At 73.5% G+C, this 22,719-nt stretch carries 25 protein-coding genes, 1 tRNA gene and 1 pseudogene; 20 read left to right on the top strand and 7 right to left on the bottom strand.

Features of this window, described 5'->3' with window-relative positions; genetic code table 11:
• Window positions 1-57: 57 nt before the first annotated feature.
• The 7 genes from DQ238_RS09265 (at window position 58) to DQ238_RS09230 (ending at window position 6,061) form a co-directional block, all read left to right on the top strand.
• The gene (locus tag DQ238_RS09265) at window positions 58-531 is read left to right on the top strand and encodes a Mov34/MPN/PAD-1 family protein (protein ID WP_113781006.1); all 474 of its coding nucleotides are present in this window, start codon (window positions 58-60) and stop codon (window positions 529-531) included.
• 195 nt (window positions 532-726) lie between these two features.
• The gene (locus DQ238_RS09260; protein ID WP_113781005.1) at window positions 727-1,005 is read left to right on the top strand and encodes a ubiquitin-like small modifier protein 1; all 279 of its coding nucleotides are present in this window, start codon (window positions 727-729) and stop codon (window positions 1,003-1,005) included.
• Window positions 1,006-1,054: 49 nt separating this feature from the next.
• Window positions 1,055-2,005, top strand: a complete 951-nt coding sequence (locus DQ238_RS09255) for a PLP-dependent cysteine synthase family protein (RefSeq protein ID WP_113781004.1) — start codon at window positions 1,055-1,057, stop codon at window positions 2,003-2,005.
• Window positions 2,006-2,275: 270 nt separating this feature from the next.
• Window positions 2,276-3,016 (top strand): MBL fold metallo-hydrolase, encoded by a 741-nt coding sequence (locus DQ238_RS09245; protein WP_113781003.1) that lies wholly within the window; start codon window positions 2,276-2,278, stop codon window positions 3,014-3,016.
• A gap of 145 nt (window positions 3,017-3,161) precedes the next feature.
• Entirely contained in the window at window positions 3,162-4,115 is a 954-nt protein-coding gene (locus DQ238_RS09240; protein ID WP_113781002.1) for a DNA polymerase domain-containing protein, read from the top strand.
• Between the two features lie 94 nt (window positions 4,116-4,209).
• The gene (locus tag DQ238_RS09235; protein WP_113781001.1) at window positions 4,210-4,695 is read left to right on the top strand and encodes a DUF4262 domain-containing protein; all 486 of its coding nucleotides are present in this window, start codon (window positions 4,210-4,212) and stop codon (window positions 4,693-4,695) included.
• Window positions 4,696-4,870: 175 nt separating this feature from the next.
• Complete coding sequence (locus DQ238_RS09230; protein WP_199506224.1) at window positions 4,871-6,061, top strand: low temperature requirement protein A; 1,191 nt, start codon at window positions 4,871-4,873, stop codon at window positions 6,059-6,061.
• Between the two features lie 29 nt (window positions 6,062-6,090).
• Here the strand turns inward: DQ238_RS09230 and bcp are convergent, their stop codons facing one another.
• Window positions 6,091-6,591 carry a thioredoxin-dependent thiol peroxidase gene (gene bcp, locus DQ238_RS09225; RefSeq protein WP_113780999.1) on the bottom strand — a complete coding sequence of 167 codons (501 nt, stop codon included), beginning with the start codon at window positions 6,589-6,591 and terminating at the stop codon, window positions 6,091-6,093.
• 49 nt (window positions 6,592-6,640) lie between these two features.
• Window positions 6,641-7,009, bottom strand: coding sequence for a YjbQ family protein (locus DQ238_RS09220; protein WP_233495845.1), 369 nt, complete (start codon window positions 7,007-7,009; stop codon window positions 6,641-6,643).
• 92 nt (window positions 7,010-7,101) lie between these two features.
• Here DQ238_RS09220 and rph point away from each other — a divergent pair, with 92 nt between their 5' ends.
• Together rph and rdgB are read left to right on the top strand one after the other, a co-directional pair.
• Window positions 7,102-7,857, top strand: coding sequence for a ribonuclease PH (rph, locus tag DQ238_RS09215; protein WP_113780998.1), 756 nt, complete (start codon window positions 7,102-7,104; stop codon window positions 7,855-7,857).
• A complete protein-coding gene (gene rdgB, locus DQ238_RS09210; protein ID WP_113780997.1) occupies window positions 7,854-8,465 on the top strand; it encodes an RdgB/HAM1 family non-canonical purine NTP pyrophosphatase in 612 nt (203 codons plus the stop codon). Before rph ends, rdgB begins: the two co-directional genes overlap by 4 nt.
• 269 nt (window positions 8,466-8,734) lie before the next feature.
• Here rdgB and DQ238_RS09200 read toward each other — a convergent pair whose 3' ends face one another.
• Together DQ238_RS09200 and DQ238_RS09195 are read right to left on the bottom strand one after the other, a co-directional pair.
• Entirely contained in the window at window positions 8,735-9,628 is an 894-nt protein-coding gene (locus tag DQ238_RS09200; RefSeq protein WP_113780995.1) for a hypothetical protein, read from the bottom strand.
• A 190-nt stretch (window positions 9,629-9,818) separates the two neighbouring features.
• Window positions 9,819-9,899: transfer RNA gene (locus tag DQ238_RS09195), tRNA-Leu, on the bottom strand.
• 89 nt (window positions 9,900-9,988) lie between these two features.
• Here DQ238_RS09195 and DQ238_RS09190 point away from each other — a divergent pair.
• Together DQ238_RS09190 and DQ238_RS09185 are read left to right on the top strand one after the other, a co-directional pair.
• Window positions 9,989-10,252 (top strand): DUF3618 domain-containing protein, encoded by a 264-nt coding sequence (locus DQ238_RS09190; protein WP_113780994.1) that lies wholly within the window; start codon window positions 9,989-9,991, stop codon window positions 10,250-10,252.
• Window positions 10,249-10,425: pseudogene (locus DQ238_RS09185) on the top strand (DUF427 domain-containing protein); the annotation flags it as partial. The gene DQ238_RS09190 and the pseudogene DQ238_RS09185, both read left to right, overlap by 4 nt.
• Before the next feature lie 45 nt (window positions 10,426-10,470).
• Here the strand turns inward: DQ238_RS09185 and DQ238_RS09180 are convergent.
• A complete protein-coding gene (locus DQ238_RS09180; protein ID WP_113780993.1) occupies window positions 10,471-11,097 on the bottom strand; it encodes a TetR/AcrR family transcriptional regulator in 627 nt (208 codons plus the stop codon).
• 135 nt (window positions 11,098-11,232) lie between these two features.
• Between DQ238_RS09180 and DQ238_RS09175 the strand changes: the two genes are divergently transcribed.
• Window positions 11,233-12,327, top strand: a complete 1,095-nt coding sequence (locus tag DQ238_RS09175) for an EAL domain-containing protein (RefSeq protein WP_113781100.1) — start codon at window positions 11,233-11,235, stop codon at window positions 12,325-12,327.
• Window positions 12,328-12,444: 117 nt separating this feature from the next.
• On the opposite strand, the gene DQ238_RS09170 is transcribed toward DQ238_RS09175, so the two are convergent.
• Window positions 12,445-13,026, bottom strand: coding sequence for a histidine phosphatase family protein (locus DQ238_RS09170; protein WP_113780992.1), 582 nt, complete (start codon window positions 13,024-13,026; stop codon window positions 12,445-12,447).
• Window positions 13,027-13,145: 119 nt separating this feature from the next.
• Between DQ238_RS09170 and DQ238_RS09165 the strand changes: the two genes are divergently transcribed.
• Window positions 13,146-13,445 (top strand): aldo/keto reductase, encoded by a 300-nt coding sequence (locus DQ238_RS09165; protein WP_233495844.1) that lies wholly within the window; start codon window positions 13,146-13,148, stop codon window positions 13,443-13,445.
• A 78-nt stretch (window positions 13,446-13,523) separates the two neighbouring features.
• On the opposite strand, the gene DQ238_RS09160 is transcribed toward DQ238_RS09165, so the two are convergent.
• Entirely contained in the window at window positions 13,524-14,045 is a 522-nt protein-coding gene (locus tag DQ238_RS09160) for an STAS domain-containing protein (RefSeq protein ID WP_158550743.1), read from the bottom strand.
• A 123-nt stretch (window positions 14,046-14,168) separates the two neighbouring features.
• Here DQ238_RS09160 and DQ238_RS09155 point away from each other — a divergent pair, with 123 nt between their 5' ends.
• The 7 genes from DQ238_RS09155 (at window position 14,169) to DQ238_RS09125 (ending at window position 22,713) form a co-directional block, all read left to right on the top strand.
• On the top strand, window positions 14,169-15,347 hold the full coding sequence (locus DQ238_RS09155) for an acyl-CoA dehydrogenase family protein (RefSeq protein WP_233495843.1): 1,179 nt from the start codon (window positions 14,169-14,171) through the stop codon (window positions 15,345-15,347).
• A complete protein-coding gene (locus tag DQ238_RS09150; RefSeq protein WP_113780990.1) occupies window positions 15,340-16,011 on the top strand; it encodes a PaaI family thioesterase in 672 nt (223 codons plus the stop codon). Before DQ238_RS09155 ends, DQ238_RS09150 begins: the two co-directional genes overlap by 8 nt.
• Before the next feature lie 37 nt (window positions 16,012-16,048).
• Window positions 16,049-18,529 (top strand): EcoAI/FtnUII family type I restriction enzme subunit R, encoded by a 2,481-nt coding sequence (gene hsdR / locus DQ238_RS09145; RefSeq protein WP_113780989.1) that lies wholly within the window; start codon window positions 16,049-16,051, stop codon window positions 18,527-18,529.
• 75 nt (window positions 18,530-18,604) lie between these two features.
• Window positions 18,605-19,198, top strand: a complete 594-nt coding sequence (locus DQ238_RS09140; protein WP_113780988.1) for a type IV toxin-antitoxin system AbiEi family antitoxin domain-containing protein — start codon at window positions 18,605-18,607, stop codon at window positions 19,196-19,198.
• Window positions 19,195-20,043, top strand: a complete 849-nt coding sequence (locus DQ238_RS09135) for a nucleotidyl transferase AbiEii/AbiGii toxin family protein (protein ID WP_199506222.1) — start codon at window positions 19,195-19,197, stop codon at window positions 20,041-20,043. Before DQ238_RS09140 ends, DQ238_RS09135 begins: the two co-directional genes overlap by 4 nt.
• A 34-nt stretch (window positions 20,044-20,077) precedes the next feature.
• Entirely contained in the window at window positions 20,078-21,562 is a 1,485-nt protein-coding gene (locus DQ238_RS09130) for a class I SAM-dependent DNA methyltransferase (protein WP_113780987.1), read from the top strand.
• On the top strand, window positions 21,559-22,713 hold the full coding sequence (locus DQ238_RS09125; RefSeq protein ID WP_113780986.1) for a restriction endonuclease subunit S: 1,155 nt from the start codon (window positions 21,559-21,561) through the stop codon (window positions 22,711-22,713). The genes DQ238_RS09130 and DQ238_RS09125 overlap by 4 nt, the downstream gene beginning before the upstream one ends.
• Window positions 22,714-22,719 lie beyond the last annotated feature (6 nt).

Raw genomic sequence — 22,719 nt, 5'->3', positions numbered from 1 at the left:
CCGGGCGGCCGCCGACCGCCGTCCCGGCCCGGGCGGGAGCCCGCCTAGACTGGTGATGTGCTGCGCATCGACCGCGCGACCTACGACGCCATCGTGGCCCACGCCCGGGAGGACCACCCGGACGAGGCCTGTGGCGTCGTCGCCGGTCCCGAGGGCAGCGACCGGCCCGAGCGCTTCATCCCGATGCTCAACGCCGCGCGGTCGCCGACGTTCTACGAGTTCGACTCCGGCGACCTGCTGCGGCTGTACCGGGAGATGGACGACCGGGGCGAGGAGCCGGTGGTGGTCTACCACTCGCACACGGCCACCGAGGCCTCCCCGTCGCGGACCGACATCAGCTACGCGTCCGAGCCGGGAGCCCACTACGTGCTGGTCTCCACCCGCTCCCACGGCAACCGGACGGGCCTGGCCGGTGACGAGGTCGAGTTCCGCAGCTTCCGCATCGTCGACGGCGTCGTCACCGAGGAGGACGTCGAGGTCGTCGAGTCCTACCTGTTCGGCCACTCGCCGACCACCGTCGTCTACGACTGAAGGAGGACCCTCCTGCCCCCGGTCCCGTCCGGAGGCTCGCCCCGAGCTCGCGAGGGGTGAGGGGGACGGGATCCTTCTACTGCAGGAGGGCCGACCGGGCGGAATCCCGGATGGCGGACGGGCGTTGCCCGTCGAGAGGCACGTCCCGCTGCCACGCGCAGCGACCCCGACCCCTCCAGAGGAGAGCAGCACGCCATGGCCATCGAGGTCCGGATCCCGACCATCCTGCGCACCCACACCGGCGGCAGCAAGACCGTCGAGGGCGACGGGGACACCCTGGCCGCGCTCGTCGACGACCTCGACGCCAAGCACCCCGGTCTGAAGAACCGCCTGGTCACCGAGGACGGCAAGCTGCACCGCTTCGTCAACGTGTACGTCAACGACGAGGACGTCCGCTTCACCGGCGCCCTGGCCACCAAGGTCGAGGACGGCGACTCGGTGACGATCCTCCCGGCGGTGGCCGGCGGCTGCTGAGCGCCCGCCGCTCGCCAGCCGTCCCCGTCCGCACCCCGGAAGAGCTCCCATGGCCCGCTTCGCCTCCCTCGTCGACTCGCTCGGCAACACCCCGCTGGTGGGGCTGCCGAACCTGTCGCCGACCCCCGACGTCCGGCTGTGGGCCAAGCTCGAGGACCACAACCCCACCGGCTCGATCAAGGACCGGGCCGCCATCGCGATGATCGAGGCGGCGGAGAAGGAGGGGAAGCTCAGGCCGGGCGACACCATCCTGGAGCCGACCAGCGGCAACACCGGGATCTCGCTGGCCATGGTCGCCCGGCAGCGGGGGTACCGGCTGATCTGCGTGATGCCGGAGAACACCTCGGTGGAGCGGCGCCAGCTGCTGGAGATGTACGGCGCGCGGATCATCAGCTCCCCGGCCGCCGGCGGCTCCAACCAGGCCGTCGCCGTCGCCAAGGGGCTGGCCGCCGAGCACGACGACTGGGTGATGCTCTACCAGTACGGCAACCCGGCCAACGCCGAGGCGCACTACACCGGCACGGGCCCGGAGATCCTCGCCGACCTGCCGTCGATCACCCACTTCGTCGCCGGCCTGGGCACCACCGGCACGCTGATGGGCGTCTCCCGCTTCTTCCGGGAGCGCAAGCCCGAGGTGAGGGTGATCGCCGCCGAGCCGCGTTACGGCGAGCTGGTCTACGGGCTGCGCAACATCGACGAGGGCTTCGTCCCCGAGCTCTACGACCCGGAGCTGCTGGACTCCCGGTTCAGCGTCGGGCCGGACGACGCCGTCCGCCGGACCCGCCAGCTGGTGGAGCAGGAGGGCATCTTCGCCGGCATCTCCACCGGCGCGATCCTGCACGCGGCGCTGGGCGTCGCGGACAAGGAGGTGGCCGCCGGGCGCAAGGCCGACATCGTCTTCATCGTCTGCGACGGCGGCTGGAAGTACCTGTCCACCGGTGCCTACGCCGGCACGGTGGAGGAGGCGACCTCCGCGCTGGAGGGCCAGCTCTGGGCGTGATGAAGGACCCCGCTGACCCCCTTGAAGGACCCCCCTGCCACCTTTGAAGGTCCTCCCTGCCCCCCACCACGGCCCCCGTCCGGAGGCTCCCCCCTCGGAGAAGGACCCCGTCCTCCTCACCGCTCGCACGCTCGCGGCGAGCCTCTGGACGGGGCCTGCCCGGGAGGGGGCCGGGGACTGGGTCCTTCCATCTGCAGGGGGCCGGTCGAGGTGCGGCGTGGGCCCCTGCTACGGGGCCGTTAGCCTGGCCGGCGTGCGAGAGGCGGTGGCGTGAGGCTGACGGTGGTCGGCTGCTCTGGCAGCGGCCCGGGGCCGACGTCCCCGGCATCGTGCTACCTGGTCGAGCACGACGGGTTCCGCCTGCTGCTCGACCTGGGCAGCGGCGCCTTCGGCCCGTTGCAGGCGCTGGCCGACCCGGCCGCGATCGATGCGGTCTACCTGTCGCACCTGCACGCCGACCACTGCCTCGACGTCGCCCCGTTCGTGGTGTGGCACCGCTACTCGGGGCACTCCCGCGGGCGGCCGGTGCCCCTCTACGCCCCGGCGGGCGCCGACCGGCGGCTGGCCGCCGCCTACTACGGGGACAGCGCCCCGCTCGAGGACGTCTTCGACTTCGCCGTCCTCACCGGGGAGCCGTTCGTCCTGGGGCCGTTCGCAGTGCGGACCGCGCGCACCGCCCACCCGGTCGAGTGCCACGCGGTGCGGCTGACCGTCGGCGGTCGGTCGCTGGTCTACACCGGTGACACCGGCGCCTGCGACCGGGTCGTCGACCTGGCCCGCGGCGCCGACGTGCTGCTCGCCGAGGCCGCCCACCCCGACGTCCCGGACCTCCCACCCGACCTGCACCTGACCGGCCGCCAGGCCGGCGAGCACGCCGCGGCGGCCGGGGTGGGCCGGTTGCTGGTCACCCACGTGCCGCCCTGGGTCGACGCCGACGCCCAGCTCGCCTCGGCGCGGGCGGTCTTCGCGGCGGCCGAGCTGGTCCGCACCGGCGCGACCTACGACGTGTGACCCGGGGCGCGGGTCTGTGCGACAGGCTCGATCAGGTGACCTGGTCGTCCGGCGTCCTGGCTCACGGTCGACGCTGAGCCAGGACGCGCGGAGCTGAGCCAGGACGCGGGTTGCCGGGGTCGGCGCGGCCGGGCACGGTGGGCCGGTGGTCGACGACGAACGGGACGGCGTCCGGCTGACCAGCCTCGACTCGCCGCTGGGCGACGGGCTCGGAGTCACCAAGGGCGACCTGGTGGACCACCTCGACGCGTTCGCCGACCGGCTCGTCCCCCAGCTGGCCGGCCGCCCGCTGTCGGTCAAGCGGGTGCGGCCGGGCCAGCAGCCGTTCATGCAGCGCGACGTGCCCAAGGGTGCCCCCGGATGGGTGCGCACCGTGCCGGTGTGGTCGTTCGGCGCGCACCGCGAGGTGCACCAGGTCCTCTGCGACGACCGCCGGACGCTGCTGTGGCTGGGCAACCAGCGCGCGGTCGAGTTCCACGTCCCGTTCACCCGCGCCGGCGAGCAGGAGCCGACCGGCATCGTGCTCGACCTCGACCCGCCGGAGGGCGCGGGGTTCCCGGTCGTCGTGCGGGCGGCGGAGCTGGTCCGGCGCGCGCTGGCCGACGCCGGGCTGGCGGGTGCGGTGAAGACCAGCGGGGCCAAGGGGCTGCACGTCGTCGTCCCGGTGCACGGCGCCCGGGCGGAGGACGCCGCCGCCGCGACCCGCGCGCTGGCCGCCCGCGCCGCGCGGCTCGACCCGGAGCTGGCGACGACGGCCTACATCCGGGAGGACCGCCACGGCCGGGTCTTCCTCGACTCCACCCGCGCCGGTTCGTCGACGATCGTGGCCGCCTACAGCCCGCGCATCCGCCCGGGCCTGCCCGTGTCGGCGCCGGTCGCCTGGGCGGACCTGCCGTCCGTGCACCCGGGGGACGTCACCGTGACGACGGCGCGGCAGCGGCTGGGCGACGGCGACCCGTGGACGGCGCTGCTGCCCGACCCGCAGGACCTGCCCGCGGACCTGGTCGCCGAGGGCCACACCATCCCGGTCGCCCGGGTGCAGGCGATGCACGAGGGCCGCCGCCGCGCCCAGGCCCGGCGCGCGGAGGCAGGGGACTGACGCTCCGGCGCGCCCTCCACAGCCGTCGGCGCCGTCCACAGCCCGGCGCGGCCGTCCCGCCCGGCTGTCCCCCCGCCGGCGCAGGCTACCGGGCATGACGACCGATCCGCGGATCACCGCCTGGCTCGACCAGGAGGACGCCCACCTCACCGCCGTCATCCGCAAGTGCCGCTGGGCGGTGCAGTACGTGGGCGCTGGCGAGGAACCCGACGAGCCGTCCTTCGGGTACACGGTCGGCCTGTTCGGGCTGGGCCACCCGGAGCTGGTCGTGGTGGGCCTGGGCCCGGAGAGCGCGCACGGCCTGCTCGACGAGGCCGCCCGGATGGTGGCCGGCGGGCGCACGCTCGTGCCCGGTGAGTTCGTCACCTGGGAGGGCTGGGCGGAGCAGCTGTTCGTCGAGGTGTGCCCCAACCCCGGGGAGGTGCTGCTCTCGGCGAACCGCTTCTACCAGCGTCCCGCCGAGTACTCCGTCCCGGCCTACCAGCTGACCTGGCCGCACCCGGGCGGGACCTTCCCGTGGGACCCCGGCCACCCGTGCGGGCCCTGGTGCCAGCCGCGTCCGGGCACGTGGCGGCCCTGAGTGCGTCCGCCCGGAGCGAACGCTCTCGTCGCCCTCTCCCGCAGCGGACATGATGTGCCCGCGCGGGGGCAGGAGCGGCCGGGGCGGGCCCGGCGGGCGGGAGCGACCCATGACCGGGTGGACCGGGTCGGCGGCAGCGGCGCCGTCACGTACCAGACACCGGTGGGGACGGTTCGTGCCCACCGACGAGGGCCACACGGTCACCACCCTCGAGCTGCTGTTCGACCTGGTCTTCGTGTTCGCGATCACCCAGGTGACCGCCTTCATGGCCGACGACCTGGGCTGGCGCGGCGTGCTGCGCGGCCTGGTGATGATCGCCCTGCTGTGGTGGGCGTGGTGCAGCTACGCCTGGCTCGGCAACCAGGCGCGCGCCGACGAGGGGGTCGTGCGGGCGGGGGTGCTCGTGGCCATGGCCGCGATGTTCTTCGTCGCGCTGGCCATCCCCGAGGCGTGGAACGACCGCGGGGCGGGGCTGCACGCGCCGCTGGTGCTCGCGGTCGCGCTGGCCGTGGTGCGCCTGGGGCACCTGGGCGTGTACACGGTGGCGGCCGCCGGGGACAGCGGCCTGCGCCGGCAGTTGCGGCGGACCGCGGTGCCGGTGTTCACCGCCGCCGCGCTGCTGGTGGTCGGCGCGCTGCTGGGCGGCCCGGCGCAGACCGGGCTGTGGGCGCTGGCGCTGGTGGTCGACTACATCGGGGTCTACGCCGCCGGGGCAGGCGGCTGGCGGTTGCCGGCGCCGCGGCACTTCGCCGAACGGCACGGCCTGATCGTGCTCATCGCGCTGGGCGAGTCGATCATCGCCGTCGGCGTCGGGGTCACCGACCTGCCGCTCACCGTGCCCATCGCCGCGACCGCCCTGCTCGGGCTGACGGTGACCGTCGCCCTGTGGTGGACGTACTTCGACGTCGTCGCGCCGGTGGCCGAGCGGGTGCTGCGCGAGCAGCCTGCGGCGCAGCGACCCCGGTTGGCCCGCGACTCCTACACCTACCTGCACTTCCCGATGATCGCCGGGATCATCTACCTGGCCCTCGGCCTGAAGAAGGTGGCCCAGTACGTGGGCGACACCGGGTCGCACACGCTGACCGACCCGCTGTCGGCCACGCCGTTGTGGGCGTTGTTCGGCGGCGCGGCGGCCTACCTCCTCGGCCACCTGGCCTTCCGCGAACGCAACATCGGGTCGATCAACCGGCCGCGGGCGGTCGTGGTGCTGCTCCTGCTGTTGGCGCCGCTGGGTGCCCGGCACCTGCCGGCGCTGGCCGCGCTGGGCCTGCTCACCCTGCTGCTCGTCGGGCTGGTGGCCTACGAGGTGGTCCACTTCGCCGAGGCCCGCGCCGCCGTCCGGCGGGAGGCCGCCGAGCACCACTGACCGCAGGCCGGGGGCGCGCCGGCCCGCGGTCAGGCCAGGCCGAGGTCGCGGCGCAGCTTGGCGACGTGCCCGGTGGCCTTGACGTTGTAGGAGGCCCGCTCGATGCGGCCCTCGGCGTCGACCACGAAGGTCGACCGGATCACTCCGACGACCTCCTTGCCGTAGAGCTTCTTGGTCCCGTAGGCGCCGTAGGCCCGCAGCACCCGCTGGTCGACGTCGGAGACCAGGGTGATGCCCAGCCCCTCCTGCTCGCGGAAGCGGAGCAGATCCTCCGGCGGGTCGGGGGAGATGCCGATGATGTCCACCCCCGCCTCGGCCAGCTCACCGGCGGACGCGGTGAAGTCGACCGCCTGCGTGGTGCACCCGGGGGTGAGGGCGGCGGGGTAGCAGTAGACGATCACCCGGCGTCCCCGGTGGTCGGCCAGGGACACCGGGGTGCCGTCGGCGTCGGGCAGGGTGAACTCCGGCGCGGGGTCACCGGGGGCCAGGCGGGCGGGGGCCGTGTCGGTGCCGCTGTCGGTGTCGGTCATGCCCGCGATCCTGCCGTGCCCCGCCGACGCGTCTGTCACGGGGAGCGGGTCATCCGGCGAGGAAGGACAGCCGGACGTGCCGCTGCGGGTTGTCGGTGTTGGTGTCGACCAGGCAGATCCGCTGCCAGGTGCCCAGCTGCAGGCGGCCCTCGAGCACCGGGACGCTGGCGTGCGGGGGGACGAACGCCGGCAGCACGTGGTCCCGGCCGTGCCCGGCGCTGCCGTGCCGGTGCCGCCAGCGGTCGTCGCGGGGCAGCAGGACGTCGAGCTGGGCCAGCAGGTCGTCGTCGCTGCCGGCCCCCGTCTCGATGACCGCCACCCCCGCGGTCGCGTGCGGCACGAACACGTGCAGCAGCCCGTCGGCCTCGCCGCGCACGAACTCCGCGCACTCGTCGGTGAGGTCGACCACCGTGGGCACGCCTCCGGTCCGGACCGCTCGCAGCTCCGATCGCACACCGCTGATCCTGCCCGGCCCGGAGGCCGCCGACGCGCGCACTACTGTCGGCGTACGTGACGGCGACACCCCGGAAGACCCGCCCCGACGGCCGGGCGGCCGACCAGCTCCGCCCCGTGACGATCACCCGCAACTGGCTCGACCACGCCGAGGGCTCGGTGCTGGTGGAGTTCGGCCGCACCCGGGTGCTGTGCGCGGCGAGCGTCGCCGAGGGCGTGCCGCGCTGGCGGAAGGGCTCCGGGCTGGGCTGGGTCACCGCCGAGTACGCGATGCTGCCGCGGGCCACCCACACCCGCAGCGACCGCGAGTCGGTCAAGGGTCGCGTCGGCGGGCGCACCCACGAGATCAGCCGGCTGGTCGGGCGCTCGCTGCGGGCCTCGATCGACCTGGCGGCGCTGGGGGAGAACAGCATCGCGATCGACTGCGACGTCCTGCAGGCCGACGGCGGCACCCGGACGGCGGCCATCACCGGCGCCTACGTCGCCCTCGCCGACGCCGTCTCGTGGCTGGCTGCGCGCCGGAAGCTGGCCAGGCCCAAGGCGCTCGTGCAGTCGGTGACCGCGGTCAGCGTCGGCGTCGTCGACGGGGAGCCGCGGCTCGACCTCGCCTACGAGGAGGACGTGGCGGCCGGCACCGACATGAACGTCGTCTGCACCGGCGAGGGCAGCTTCGTCGAGGTCCAGGGCACCGCGGAGAACGGCGTCTTCGACCGCGCCACCCTCGACGCGCTGCTCGACCTGGCGGTCGCCGGGTGCGCCGAGCTCGCCGCGCTGCAGCAGGAGGCCCTGTCCACGCCGGCAGCGCGTCGATGAGCACCCGGCTGCTGCTGGCCACCCGCAACCCGGGCAAGCTCGCCGAGCTGCAGCGGCTGCTGCGGAGCGCCGTCCCCGGGGTGGAGGTCGTCGGCCTGCGCGACGTCGCCGAGTACCCCGAGGCCCCCGAGACCGGCGCGACGTTCGCGGAGAACGCCCTGCTCAAAGCCCGGGAGGCGGTGCGGCGCACCGGCCTGCCGGCGGTCGCCGACGACTCCGGCCTGACCGTGGACGCGCTGAACGGGATGCCGGGCGTGCTGTCCGCCCGCTGGTCGGGCCGGCACGGCGACGACCGTGCGAACACCGCGCTGCTGCTCGGGCAGCTGGCCGACGTCCCGGACGAGCGGCGCGGTGCGGCGTTCGTGTGCGCCGCCGCGGTGGTGACCCCGGACGGCGGCGAGCGGGTCGTCGAGCGCTCCTGGCGCGGCCGGGTCGTCAGCGAGGAACGTGGCGCCAACGGCTTCGGCTACGACCCGGTGTTCGTGCCCGAGGGGCTGGAGCTGACCTCGGCCGAGCTCTCGCCCGAGGAGAAGGACGCGCGCAGTCACCGCGGCCAGGCCTTCGCGGCGCTGGTCCCGCTGGTCGGCGAACTGCTCGGCCGGTCCTGAGGTCCCGGTCGGGGGGCGGCCGGCGGCCGGAACCCGAGCCAGTCGAGCAGCTCGCCGTCCCGGTGCGGGTCCCAGGCTCCGGGGTCCTCGGTGGTCAGGGCGCGGCGGGCGCGGGAGAGCAGGCCGGAGAGCCGGCCGGGAGCGCGGTGGCGGACGGGGCGCAGGAGGGTCACACCGGACGTCGTCGGCACGGGTCCGTCCGCGGTGCAGCCCCGGCCGCGCAGGACGACCCGATCGGAGGAGCGTCGCCCGCGCAGCGGTCCTGCCCGTCAGGGGGCCGAGTCGGTTCCCTGGGCCGGTGCAGAGGTGGCCGGCGAGCCCGCCGACGACCGGGTCGGCGCGGCGGAGGAGCGCGGAGCGGTCGACGACGGGGAGGAGTCCGTGTCGGTCGCCGTCGGCGTGGCCGACCTCGAGGGTGTGGCCGTCGCCGAACCGGAGTCGTCGCTGTCGGTCTGCGGCGCCTCCGACACCGAGTCGTCGCCGTCGGACCCCTCGGAGGGAGTGGCCGTCGCCGAGGCGTCGGTGGGGGTCGCCGGCGTGGTCGTGTCGGGCGAGGTCGGCGTCGAGTCCCGGGAGGACGACGCGTTGGTGAGCGCGCCGATCGTGGTCGTCGTCCCGGACGTGTCGGAGCCGCCGACGAGCGCGGACACCGGCTTCTGCCCCACCAGCTCCACCGTGGTCACGACCGCCATGGCGATGGCGAAGACGCCGATGGCGTAGGCGGCCACCCGCACCCAGCATGCCCGGCGGCGCACCGGGGGACGGCGCGGGTCGAGGTGCGCGGGCAGCACGCGCGTGGTCGGCGTCGCGGCCGCGCCCGGGGCGGGTGGACGCTGGACCGGGAGCGCGCGGGTGGCCGGCGCCGCAGCCGGGGCCGGCTGCTCCGCCGAGGCCCCCGGGCGCTGCGTGCGACCCCGGCGCAGTCGCTGGCCGGTCCGGTTCAGGGACTCGCTGTACAGGGCGGCGCTGACCGTGCTGATCACGCTGGCCAGGGCCGCGCCGATCAGGGTGCCGGCCACGCCGAAGAACGACATGGCCACGGCGGAGGACACCGCGGCCAGCGCGCCGGCGGTCACCTGGACGGCGCTGAGCTGGCTGCGCTGGGGCTTGTCGGCGGTGTCGTCGTCGGGGCGGGCAGTCGTCTCGGTGCGCGGGGAGGTCATGAGCTCCGACGGGTCGGGTGCGGATGACGTGCACGGGTGCGGGACGGCCCGGTCCGGCGGCGGTGCGGGACAGGCCTGCTCCCCGAGCCTACGGCGCCCCACCCCTCGTCGACGAGGCCGACCAGGATGGCCGGACCGCTGACCTGGGAGGACGCCGCCTGTGATTCCCCTGACACCAGCCGGACGGCGGTGCGGGAGGGGGGAGTCGAACCCCCACGCCCGAAGGCACCAGATCCTAAGTCTGGCGTGGCTGCCGTTACACCACTCCCGCGCGGGGTCCGAGTCTAGGGAGTCGCCCGTGCGGGTGCCGCCGTCCGGAGGGATCGGGCTGGACGGCGCACGGTCTGGCAGGCTGTCGCCGTGCCTCGCGACCCTCGCCAGATCCAGCTGGAGATCGACGCCGCCCGCGAGTCGCTCGCGGCGACCCTGGACCAGCTGGTCTACCGGAGCAACCCGCAGCGACTCAAGGCGCAGGGGCAGGCCGCCGTCGGGCGGCTGCTGCAGCGGGGTCAGGTCGCCGTCGCGCAGTTCCTGCAGACGCCGGCGGGCGTGGCCGCGGTCTCCGGGGTCGGCCTGCTGATGACCCTCGTCGTGGTGCAGCGGGTCCGGCACCGCAACGACTGACGTGCGCCCGCCACACCGCGACCCGGTGGGCCCGGGTCAGGAGTCGGTCTGCTGAAGGGCCCCCTCCTCCCCGCGCCTCGAGCACCTCGTGGTGCGAGTGGAAGGGTGCGGCCACCTCCTGGGACGCCGTCCTCGACGGACGGCGCATCCCGGCCGTGGCCTGGTCCTACGAGCAGCCCACCCCGCCAAGGGCGAGCCAGGGACCGGCGGCTGGTGAGTCAGCCCTGCGTCGGGCGGACGTTGCGCAGCAGCGGCAGGACGACGGTGTGGAACACCTCGTCGACGTAGGCGTCTCCGATCGGCTCGCCGGTGAGCAACCACCGCTGCACGACCAGCGCGCTGGTCGCCTCGGCCGTCACCGACTGGTCCATCCCGGGGCCGACCTCGCCGCGGGCCTCGGCGCGGGCCCACATCCGGGCGTACGCGGTGCGCCACACCCGCAGGACGCCGTTGCGGAAGGCCTCCACCAGCGCCGGCTGGTGCTGCATGGCGGGCAGCAGCGCGCGGATCGCCGCGCCCGCCGGGCTGCGGATGGTCGTCACGACCAGGTCCATGAGCGCCCGCACGTCGCCCTCGAGCGAGCCGGTGTCCGGCGGGACGGCGATCGCGCGGGTCAGGTCGGAGAGGGTGTCGACCACCAGGTCCTGCTTGGTGCGCCACCGCCGGTAGATCGTGGCCTTGCCGACGCCGGCCTCCGAGGCCACCGCGTCCATGGTCAGCGCGCTGTACCCGACCTCGGCCAGCAGGCGCAGGATGGCCGCGCGGATCACCTCGTCCCGGCTGGGGTCGCGCGGGCGGCCGCCACGGGTGGAGCGCGGCGGTTCGGAGGCGTGCACAGCGAACATGGTGCTGACCTTAGAGACTCAAGTTCATGGCGGACGACAGGTCGCCAACGTGTGCACTGGCGATCCGGTTCCGGTACCCGCCGCCCGACCGCGCGCCTGTCCGGCCCGGGCGCGCGGCTCGGTCATCCTGCTGGGGTGGCGAGCACCAACGGCCGAGCCCGGCGCCGGGAGTACTGGCACGTCCCCGCCCGCGCCACCCGCGTCCTCCTGGCGACCCCGGACGCTCACCTGCTGGCGGAGGTGGCCCGGACCGCGCGGGCACTCGACCTGCCGGTGTCCGCCGCGCAGGACCTGGTCGACGAGGACGGCGGTCGCGGCATCGAGCGGCTGTTCCGGCGGCTGGCCCGGGACCTGACGACGGCGGAGGCCGAGAGCGTGCGGGTGGCGACCGACCCGCCGGAGGAGCGGTCCGCGCTGACCGCCCGGCTGCTGACCGCGCCTCCGCTGGCGGTGGAGCTGGCCCGCCGCGGGGTGACCGCCGACATCGGGCTGCTCGCCGAGGCGGAGCTGTGGTCGGTCTACCAGCCGATCGTCGCGCTGCCCGACCGCTCGGTCGTCGCGTACGAGGCGTTGCTGCGCGGGCTGGTCGACGGGCGCGAGGTCGGCGGCGGCGACCTCTTCTTCGTCGCGGAGTCCGCCGGCTGGCTGCCCCGGCTGGACCGGATCGGCCGCGAGTCCGCGATCGCCGGAGCGGCGTCCTGGCTCGGCGGCGCCGACCTGTTCCTCAACTCCGACCCGGCCTCGGTCCACCGGCCCGAGGTCGACCTCGCCAGCACCGAGCAGGCGCGGTGCGACGCCGGCATCGACCCGGCCCGGCTGGTCGTCGAGGTCGGCGAGGTCTCCGCGGTGACCGACCGCGGGCACCTGCTCTCGGTGCTCGAGCACCACCGGGCGCGGGGGTGGCGGGTCGCGCTCGACGACGTGGCGGCCGGCTGGTCGAGCCGCGCGCTGCTGGCCGCCGTCCGCCCGGACGTCGTCAAGCTCGGCAAGGCCCTGGTGCAGGCGCTGCCCGACGCCGGCGCCCGCACGATGGTGCGCTCGGTCGTGGAGCTGTCGCACGGTCTCGGGGCGCTGGTGGTGGCCGAGGGCGTCGAGAGCGAGCGGGTCGCCGAGGAGGTCACCGCGCTGGGCGCCGACCTCGGGCAGGGCTGGCTCTTCGGCCGGCCGGTCAGCCCGCCTCCGGAGGACGAGCCGTGCTCCGCCCGGACCGCCGTGCTCCACGGGCGCTGACCTCCCGTCCATCCGCGCAGCCTGCGCCCGGCGCTGTCGGCCGGCGCGGGCACGACGACGTGTCCGTCCGGGGCCCGAGGGCCCTGACCGGGCGTGTCGTCCCGCGCCCGCCCGAGCTCAGTGCAGACCCCAGCCGTTGAGGACGGGGCGGGCGTGCTCGTGGCCCAGCAGCCCGAAGGAACCCGCCGGCAGCGCGAACAGCCGGCCGGCCGCCGGCTCCAGCCCCAGCCAGCGGGCGGTGAGGATCCGCAGCACGTGCCCGTGCGCGATGAGCATGACGTCGCCGTCGGCTAGGAGCGGCCGGGCCCGGTCCAGCACCCGGTCCACCCGCGTGCCGACGTCGTCCAGCGTCTCTCCGGGGCTCTCCCCGGGGATGGTGCCGTCGACCCAGATCGACCACGGCCGGCCCATCTCCTCGCTGATCGCCGCCGTCGTCCGGCCCTCGTAGCCGCCGTAGTCGAGCTCCACGAGGTCCTCGTCGGTGGCCGTGGGCACCAGTCCGGCCAGTTCGGCGGTCCGCCGGGCCCGCAGTCGCGGGCTGACCCACACCGCGGCGAAGGTGCGGTCCTTGAAGACCTCGGCCAGCCGGCGGGCCTGCTCCTCGCCCTCGGGCAGCAGGGGCAGATCGGTCACGCTGGTGTGCTGGCCGCTGAGGCTCCACTCGGTCTGGCCGTGCCGGAGCACCACGATCTCGCCCATCGGGCCCTCCTGACTGTCTCGAGGCTCACATGGTGGAAGAGCAACTCGGGTTGCGCGCGCCGGCGCCGGTGACGCCCCGCGGCGCTCGGCCCCGGGACGCGCCGACTCCAGGAGGCAGCATGACCTCGGTTGCGCCCACCGACACCTCCTCCATCGGCGGGGACCTGCGGGTCCACCGGCTCGGCTACGGCGCCATGCAGCTGCCCGGCCCCGGCGTGTGGGGCGAGCCGGCCGACCCCGAGGCGGCGCGCCACGTCGTCCGGGCCGCCGTCGAGCAGGGCGTGGACTCCATCGACACCGCCGACTCCTACGGCCCGTTCGTCAGCGAGCGGATCGTCGCCGAGGCGCTGCACCCGTACCCGGAGGGCCTGGTCATCGCGACCAAGGCCGGGTTGACCCGCCAGGGGCCGGGCTACTGATCCCCGGGACCAGGTCGGTCGACCACCTCACCGAGAACCTGGGTGCGGCCCGGCTCCGGCTGTCGGAGGAGGTCCGGGTCAGCGCCAGCGGCGCACCGCCCCGATCCGCAGCCGCCGCCCGGCCGGCCGGTCCTCGGCCCGGCGCGCTGCTGGCACGTGGTGGACGGCGACCGGGCGGCGCGCCGGCGGCGCCGACGTCCCCGGCGCCGCCGGCAGGGCGACGGCCGGCGCGGTGCGGACCGGGTCCTCGCCGCCGAGCGGGCCGTCCAGCTCGAGCCGGTCGGCCAGCCCGGCGGTGCGGATGAGGTGCCGGGTGGCCGCGGGCGCGCCGACGACCCGGCAGCGGCGGCCGGCGGGGGCGAGCGCAGCGGTGAAGACGGTCAGGGCGTGCAGCCCCGAGCAGTCGCAGAAGCGGGCGCCGGCGACGTCGACGACCACCGGGCCGGTGCCCAGACCGGCGGCCTCCCGGAGCGCCCCGGTCAGCCGGGCCACGGTGGTGGTGTCGGCATCGCCGGTGACCCGGACGACGACCTGGTCGGGGGCGGGGACGAGCGCGATGTGCAGGTGCGGCACGGCGACTCCGGCAGGTGTGCTGCGCACCGCCACGGTCTGGGGCGGTTGCCGCCGACCGTAGTTGCGATGATCGCCTTACACAACGCCGAGTGCTCATCCGACTGCACAGCGCTCTGGCGTGTCGCGGGCGACCCGCCGAGGCGGAGGACGGTGATCCGCGGCACCATGACCGGCGTGGACGCCGAGGACTTCCGTCAGGTCAAGGACGCCGTCCGGCAGCTCGTCCGGGAGGTCGTCGTCCCGCTCGAGGAGCGGATCGAGGACGAGGACCGCGTCCCCGACGAGCTGCGCGCGCAGATCGCCGAGATGGGCCTGTTCGGCTACGCGCTGCCCGAGGAGTACGGCGGGCTGGGCGTCACCATGGCCGAGGACGTCGAGCTGGCCTTCGAGTTCGGCTACACCACGCCGGCGTTCCGGTCGCTGTTCGGCACCAACAACGGCATCGCCGGCCAGGTGCTGGCGAAGTTCGGCAGCGAGGAGCAGAAGAAGGCGTACCTGCCGCGGCTGGCCTCCGGTGAGCTGATCGGCTCGTTCGCGCTCACCGAGGCCGAGGCCGGCTCCGACCCCGCCGGCCTGCGCACCACCGCCCGCCGGGACGGCGACGGCTGGGTGGTCAACGGGTCGAAGCGGTACACCACCAACGCGCCGATCGCCGACCTGTTCGTCGTCTTCGCCCGTAGCAACCCCGAGGAGAAGGGCGGCCGGGGCATCTCCAGCTTCGTCGTCGACGCGAGCACGCCCGGGGTCACCGTCGGGCCCAAGGACCGCAAGATGGGCCAGGCCGGGGCGTGGACGGCCGAGGTGTTCCTCGACGACGTGCACGTGCCGGCCGGGGCGCTGATCGGGGAGGAGGGGCGCGGGTACGCGAAGGCGCTGACCGTGCTCTCCCGCGGCCGGCTGCACATCGCCGCGCTCTGCGTCGGCATGGCGCAGCGGGTGCTCGACGAGTCGGTCGCCTACGCCGCCACCGCCAGGCAGGGCGGGGCGCCGATCGGCCGCTTCCAGCTGGTGCAGGCACACCTGGCCGACGTGCACGCCGAGCTGCTGGCCGGGCGGGCGATGGTCCGCGACGTGGCCGCCCGCTACGACTCCGGCGAGGACACCTCGATCGGCCCGTCGTCGGCCAAGCTGATCTGCACCGAGATGGTCGGCCGGGCCGTCGACCGCGCGGTGCAGGTGCACGGCGGCCTGGGCTACCTGCGCACCACCCCGGTGGAGCGCTTCTACCGCGACGCCCGGCTCTACCGGCTCTACGAGGGCACCAGCGAGGTGCAGCGGGTGATCATCGGCGGCGGGCTGCTGCGCGACGCGGGCATGCCGCGTGGCTGAGCCGACGCCGCAGGAGCGGGCCGCCCGCCGGGAGGTGGTCGGTGAGCTCGGCGCGGCGCTGCGCGACCTCGCCGACGCCGCCGTCCGCACCGAGGTGCCGGCCGAGGAGCTCTCCGCCGTCGCCGCCGCCGCCCGCGAGCTCACCGCGCGGCTGCGCGCCGAGAGCCGGGGGCTGCACGAGGTGGCCTCGGTCGACGACCCCGAGATCGGGGAGCGCTGGTACAGCCCCGTGTACGGCCCGGGCAGCCCGGTTGCCCCGCCGCTGGTGGCGAGCGCCACCTCCGACGGGCGGGCCACCGGCCGGGTGGCGGTGGGCAAGCCGCACGAGGGGCCGCCGGGGCTGGTGCACGGTGGTGTGGTCGCCACCCTGCTCGACCACGTGCTGGCCCGCGCCGTCCGGGCGGCCGGACACGGCGGGCTGACCGCGACGTTGACCGTGCGCTACCGCCGGCCGGTCCCGCTCGGCGTCCCGCTGCTGCTCTCGGCCGAGGTGGGCCGGCCGTCGGGCCGGCGCACCCCGGCCACCGCCCGGCTGGTCGCCGAGGACGACCCGGCCACCGTGCTCGCCGAGGCCGAGGCGCTGTTCGTCGCCCTGCGCGCCGAGCAGGCGCAGGAGGTCTTCGCGCCGACCGGCCGGGCGGTCGGCGCGTGGACGGCGAAGTGAAAGGTGATCCCGATCTGTGAGGGCCTAACATCACGCTGTGACAGCAGGGGGGCCCGACGAAGCCGACACCTGTCGGGATCACGTGCGGCCGGCCCTGGCACGGGCGGGGTGGGTCGACGAGCAGATCCACGAGCAGTACCCGGTGCAGGCCGAGCTGCCTGGTGGACGCCGGCCGCCGGAGGGGCAGCGCAAGCGGCGAGCCGACTACGTCCTGGAGCTCGAACCGGGGCTGCCGCTCATGGTCGTCGAGGCCAAGCGCCTCTGGGCGCTGCCCGGCGACGGCATCCAGCAGGCCGTGCGCTACGCCCGCAGGCTGGGCGCGCCGCTGGCGCTGTCCACCAACGGTCGTGGGTGGGTGCTCTACGACGCCGCGACCGGTGTGCAGCACGAGGTCGACGACGTGCCTACGCCGGAGGAGGCGTGGGACCTGCTGGTGTCCGCACGCGAGCTCGGTGAGCTGGCGCAGCAATACCTGCGGTCCCCGTTCAATCGGCAGCACCTGAACGCCGACGGCAGCGTCAAGGAGCTGCGCTACTACCAGCGACGGGCCATCCACGAGGTCCTGCTCGCCATCGTCCGTGGTGAACGGCGCGTCCTGTTGGTCATGGCGACCGGCTCGGGCAAGACGTTCACCGCCCTGCAGCTGGTGTGGAAGCTCTGGAGCCACCGACGCCGCGTGCAGGCGGCCCGGGACGAGCGCAACTACCGCGTCCTCTACCTGGCCGACCGCGACGTCCTGGTCACCGACCCGATGCGGAAGAACTTCCAGCGCGTCTTCGGCGATGCAGTGGTGCGGGTCAGCTCACGCAACACCCGGCACTCACCCGACGTCTACTTCGCCACTTACCAGGGGCTCACGACCGCGAGCCCCGACTCCGACGTGTCGGCGGACACCGCGGAGTCCAGGGAGCTGCTCACCAACTACCCGCCGGACTTCTTCGACCTGGTCATCGTCGACGAGTGCCACCGCGGCAGCGCCCGCGCGGACTCGGAGTGGCGCGGCATCCTCGAGCACTTCGACTCCGCCGTCCAGCTCGGTCTGACCGCGACCCCGGTCGACCGCAACGGCGCGCACACCTATGAGTACTTCGGCAACCCGGTCTACACGTACAGCCTGCGCGAGGGGATCGAGGACGGGTTCCTGGCGCCGTACACCATCAGGCGGGTGGTGTTCGACGTCGACGCCGAGGGGTTCGACGTCCCGGAGGGGCTCCGAGACATCCATGGCCGGGAGATCCCCGGCGGCACCTATGGCACCCGGGACTACGAGCGGCGGCTGCGGCTGCCCGACCGAACCTCGGCCATGGCGCGGCGGATCGTGGAGGTCCTCGGCGACTCCCGCGACCGCGCCGTCGTCTTCTGCGTCGACAAGGAGCACGCGCTGACGATGACCGAGGCGCTGCGGAACCTGCGACCCGACCGCACCCGCGAGGACCCCGAGTGGGCGGTGCGCATCATGTCGGTCGAGCGGGAGAAGGACCGGCTGCTCGAGCAGTTCACCGACCCGGAGCGGGACGTCCCCCAGATCGCGGTGACCTCCAGCCTGCTGTCGACCGGGGTGGACATCGAGGACCTGCGCTACGTGATCCTGGCCCGGCCGGTGGGGTCGATGCCGGAGTTCAAGCAGATCATCGGGCGCGGCACGCGCTTGTACCCGGACAAGGGCAAGACGGAGTTCGAGATCGTCGACTTCGTCGGCGCGACCGAGCTGTTCCGGGATCCGTCCTTCGACGGGCCGCCGCTGCGGTCGCCGTCCACCGAGTGCGTGAGCCCCAGCGGCGAAGTGCGGCCCGAGCCCGATGGCGGCGAGGAGCGCAGTGGGGACGACGGTCAGGGGCCGGCCCCGGTGATAGGCGTGGCCGAGCCCGAGCCGGAGTACGCCGCTGGTGGATCGTCCGAGACCGGCCGTGGCGACGGCAACGGTGGCGGCCCGCCCCGGGACACGTTCGAGCTGCGCGGAATCTCGGTCACCCTCACCAGCGAGGGTTTCTGGGTCCACGACGTCACGACGGGTGGGCCCAGGTTGGTCCGCTACGTCGACTGGGCGCGTCAGCGCGTCCTGGAAACGTTCGATGAGCCCGAGACCCTGCTCCGGGCCTGGTCCGATCCCCGGTCGCGCGCCGACGTCGTCTCCTTCCTGGGTGCCAACCGCATCGACCCCGTACGCCTGACCGACGAGCTGGAGCGGGCAGGCGATGGCCGGGTCGACACCATCGACCGACTGCTGCACCTGGCCTGGGGGCTGCCGGTGCTGACCTGTGCCGAGCGTGCTCGGCGGGCGCGCTCGCAGCACCGGGAGGAGCTCGATGCCCTGCCGGAGCGGGCCCGCGAGATCCTCGGCCTGCTGCTGGACCGGTACGCGGAGGCCGGTGTCGACGAGATCGCCGCCCCGTCGGTCGTGCAGGTGCCGCCGCTGTCGGCGGTGGGCTCGCCCGCGGAGATTGCCGGTCACTTCGGCGGTGCGCGGCAGTGGCACCGCGCCCGCGAGACGCTGCAGGCCTGGCTGTACAGCGCCTGAGGAATCTGTAGTTCAACGGCCGACGCACGCGAGAAACTAAAGTTCTCATTGAGTTTCGCTTGCTAGGTTGCTCCGGTGTCCGACCGCCTCGACCTGCGCCGCCGGCTGCACGAGCTGGCGTTCCGGCAGGCCGGCTACTTCTCCGCGGCCCAGGCCGTCGAGGTCGGGTACAGCTACCAGGCGCAGAAGTACCACGTCGACCGCGGCAACTGGGTGCGGATCGATCGGGCCCTGTTCCGCCTGGCCGAGTGGCCCTCGTCGGCCGACGACGCCTATGCCCGCTGGACCGTCTGGTCCGGAACCGGGGTGATCTCGTTCCAGTCCGCCGCTGACGTGCACGACCTCGGGGACTTCGACCTCGGGGAGGTCCACCTGACCGTGCCGGAGGCTCGCCCGTGGGCGCCGGGCGTGGTACTGCACGTGGCCGCGCTCGACGACGGCGACGTCGAGGACCGTGGTTCCTACCGGGTCACCACGCCGACGCGCACCCTGCTGGACCTGGCGACGACATCGGTGCCCCAGGAGCAGCTCTCGGGGGCCGTCCGGGATGCGCTCTCGTCGGGACGGGTGGGGCGGAGTGTTCTGTGTCGTCGGATGGACGACTTCGGTGCAACGGCCGCGCTGCGGTTGGAACGAGCGCTGGCCGCCGTTCCCGCGGAGACGCGGTGACCCCGACCAGCGCCGCGGCGATGCGCGCCGCGCTTGAGGCTCGCCTGATCAACCAGGCACGCGCGCAGGGTGCGGACGCCAGCCGGCTCCGACGGCGGCTGGTCTTCCAACGGGTCCTGCGGCGCCTGGCCGTTGACGATCGGTGGGTCCTCAAGGGTGGGTTCCTGCTCGAGGCGCGGCTGGCCGCTCGCGCTCGCACCACGCGTGACCTCGACCTGGTCAGTGTTTATGCCGGCGACCTGGACGAGCTGCGGCACGCGCTCGAGGTTGCTCTCGAGCATGACCCGGACGGCGACTTCCTCCGCTTCGCGGTCACCGGCACGGGGTCGCTCCGTCCGGACGACGCCGGTGTCGGTGGGTGGCGGTTGAGTGTCGACGTGCGGCTGGCGGGGCGGACCTTCGACCGCGTGCGGATCGACGTCGTGGGCCGGGTCGACGAGACGAGCGGAGGCATCGAGACGGTGGAACTGGTCTCTCCGGTCTCCGGCTTGGACTTCCGGCCGGCGGTGGTCCGGGCGGTCGACGTGGCGCAGCACGCAGCGGAGAAGTACCACGCTGTCTGCCGCACCTACGCCGGAGACCGGCCCAGCACGCGGGTGAAGGACCTGGTCGACCTCGTGCTGCTGGCCGAGGCCGGACTGCTGCCGGCCGCGCACCTCGGCGACCGGCTCCGCCCCGTCTTCGCCAGCCGGGACGGGCACGACCCGCCGCCGGAGCTACCCGACCCGCCGGCCGCGTGGCGGCACGACTACGCCTTCCTCGCGGACGACCTCGGCCTCGCCGCCGGGACCGTCGAGGAGGCGATGGCCGTCGCTTCCGACGTGTACCGGCGTGCGCTCGCCTGATCCGACCCACCTCTCCTCCCACAGAAGGCAGCGAATGCCCGCAGCGAAGCCCGTCGCCAACCTGTCCGCCGTCATCAAGCGGGCCCGGGACGTCATGCGCAAGGACGCCGGCCTCAACGGCGATGCCGACCGCATCCCGCAGATCGCCTGGTTGCTCTTCCTCAAGGCGCTCGACGACCTGGAGGAGTCACGGGAGGTGACCGACCCCGACTACCGACCGGCGCTGAGCTCGCCGTACCGCTGGCGTGACTGGGCGGCGGACTCCACGACCCGGCGCAGCGGCGACGCCCTGCTGACGTTCGTCAACGAGAACCTGCTGCCGCACCTCGCGGGGCTGTCCGGTGGGGGCGGTGCCGGGGACACCCGCGAGACGCTGGGCGCGATCTTCCGGGACACCCGCAACCGGATGCTCTCGGGTTACCTCCTCGCCGACCTGGTCGACGAGGTGAACAAGGTCAGCTTCCGGTCGTCCGACGACGTGCACACGATGGCGCACCTCTACGAGTCGATGCTGCGCGAGATGCGGGACGCCGCCGGGGACGCCGGCGAGTTCTACACACCGCGGCCGGTCATCCGGTTCATGGTCGGGCGGGTCGACCCGCGACCGGGCGAGGTGGTGATGGACCCGGCCGCCGGCACCGGCGGCTTCCTGGTGGAGGCCTGGGATCACCTGGTCGCAGCGGCCGATGCGTCGGAGACCCCGGCCCGGCAGCGGGAGCTGCTCCGCGGCACGCTGCGCGGGTTCGAGAAGAAGCCCATGCCGTATCTGCTGGGACAGATGAACCTGCTGCTGCACGAGGTCGATGCGCCCCGCATCACCCGCGGCAACGCGCTCACCTTCTCCGCCGCCGACCAGCGCCGCGACGGGGTGGACGTCGTTCTCACCAACCCGCCCTTCGGCGGCGAGGAGGAGGCCGGGGTCAAGGACTACTTTCCGTCCGACTACCGGACGGCGGAGACGTCGTGGCTCTTCCTGGTGTCGGTGATGGAGCGGATCTCCCGCTCGCCGCACGGGCGGGCGGCCGTGGTCGTGCCCAACGGGGTGCTCTTCGACGAGGGGATCGGGGCGCGGATCAAGGAGAAGCTGCTGCGCGAGTTCAACCTGCACACGATCGTGCGGCTGCCCAACGGCACGTTCTCGCCCTACACGCTGATCCCGACGAACATCCTGTTCTTCGAGCGCGGTGGGCCGACCAAGGAGATCTGGTTCTACGAGCACCCGCTGCCCGAGGGGCGGAAGAACTACACCAAGACCAAGCCGCTGCGCTACGAGGAGTTCGCCGACTGCGAGGCCTGGTGGGGTGGCGCTGAGCGAGGGGACCGGGTCGAGACGGCGCAGGCGTGGAAGGTCCCGGTCGAGGACGTCAAGAGCTACAACTTCGATCTGCACAACCCGCACCGTCCGGACGACCTGGCGCACCGGCCGCCGGCAGAGTTGATCGAAGAACTGATCGACACGGAGAAGCGTATCCTTGCGCTGTTGGATGCGCTTCGCGCCGAGACGGCGGATGCAGAATGACTGTCCGACGCGTCAGGGTGGGTGATGTCCTGCGATTGGAGCGGACGAAACTCACGCCCAATCTGACGGAGATGTATCGCCAGATCGGCATCTACTCGTGGGGGAAGGGGGTCATCGAGAACGAGCCCCTCTCCGGCGTCGAGTTGAGCAAGGTCACCTACTACCGCTTTCCAGCCCACGCCCTCCTGCTCAGCAACATACAGGCATGGGAAGCGGCGATCGCCGTATCGGATGAGCATCACGCAAGGGAGTTCATCGCCTCGCAGAGGTTTCTCCCGTACATGCCGAAGCGGGAGGGGGAAGTCTCCACCGGCTACTTGCTGCAATTCTTTCTGAGTGATCACGGGATGGCGCTCATCCGAAAGGCTTCTCCCGGCACGGTGACCCGGAATCGAACCCTCGGAATCAAAGCCTTTGAGAACCTGGTCATACCCCTGCCGCCTATAGGCCAGCAACGGGCCATCGCGGCTCGGCTCGATCGCATGGCGTCGCTGCCCGCATGCCTCTCCATGAGCGGCGGGCAACGTCGGCGTCGCACTGACGTGCTGCGGCAAGGCGTGGTCGATTCGGGAGCCTCAGGGGGGTGGCCCGTCGAGTTAGGGACATTGCTGTGCCTGGAGCGGCGGTCGGTTCAGGTGAACCCAGAAGCAGAATATCGAGAGATTGGCGTCCGCGCCTTCGGCAAGGGTCTCTTCCGCAAGCCGCCCGTGTCCGGAGCTGAACTCGGTGACAAGCGCGTCTTCTTCGTTCGAGAGGGGGATCTTGTTGTTAGCAACGTCTTCGCATGGGAGGGTGCGATTGCTGTTGCAAGCAAGGCAGAGGACGGGCGGATTGGCTCGCATCGCTTCATGACGTGGGTGCCAGTATCGGATGAAGTGGACATTCGGTACCTCTTCCGTTATCTCACCTCTGAGCATGGCGTCGCAAAGTTGCTGAAGGCGTCACCAGGATCTGCTGGCCGAAATAAGACGCTTGCGATCGAATCCTTCAAGCGGATCACGGTCCCGTTGCCTGCAATAGAAGTTCAGCGGGACGTTGCGGCTCGGCTGGACCGTTGGGACGACCTCGACGCATTGATCGCTCGGCAGCGGCAGGTCGCGGATGCGCTTCCCCAGGCGGCTCGCAACGAGGTGTTCTCGAAGCTCGTCTGATCGGCG

It is taken from the genome of Geodermatophilus sp. TF02-6 (assembly GCF_003319115.1).
In the GTDB taxonomy this organism is placed as follows: domain Bacteria; phylum Actinomycetota; class Actinomycetes; order Mycobacteriales; family Geodermatophilaceae; genus Geodermatophilus.
This window is presented reverse-complemented; position numbering and strand designations above follow the sequence as displayed.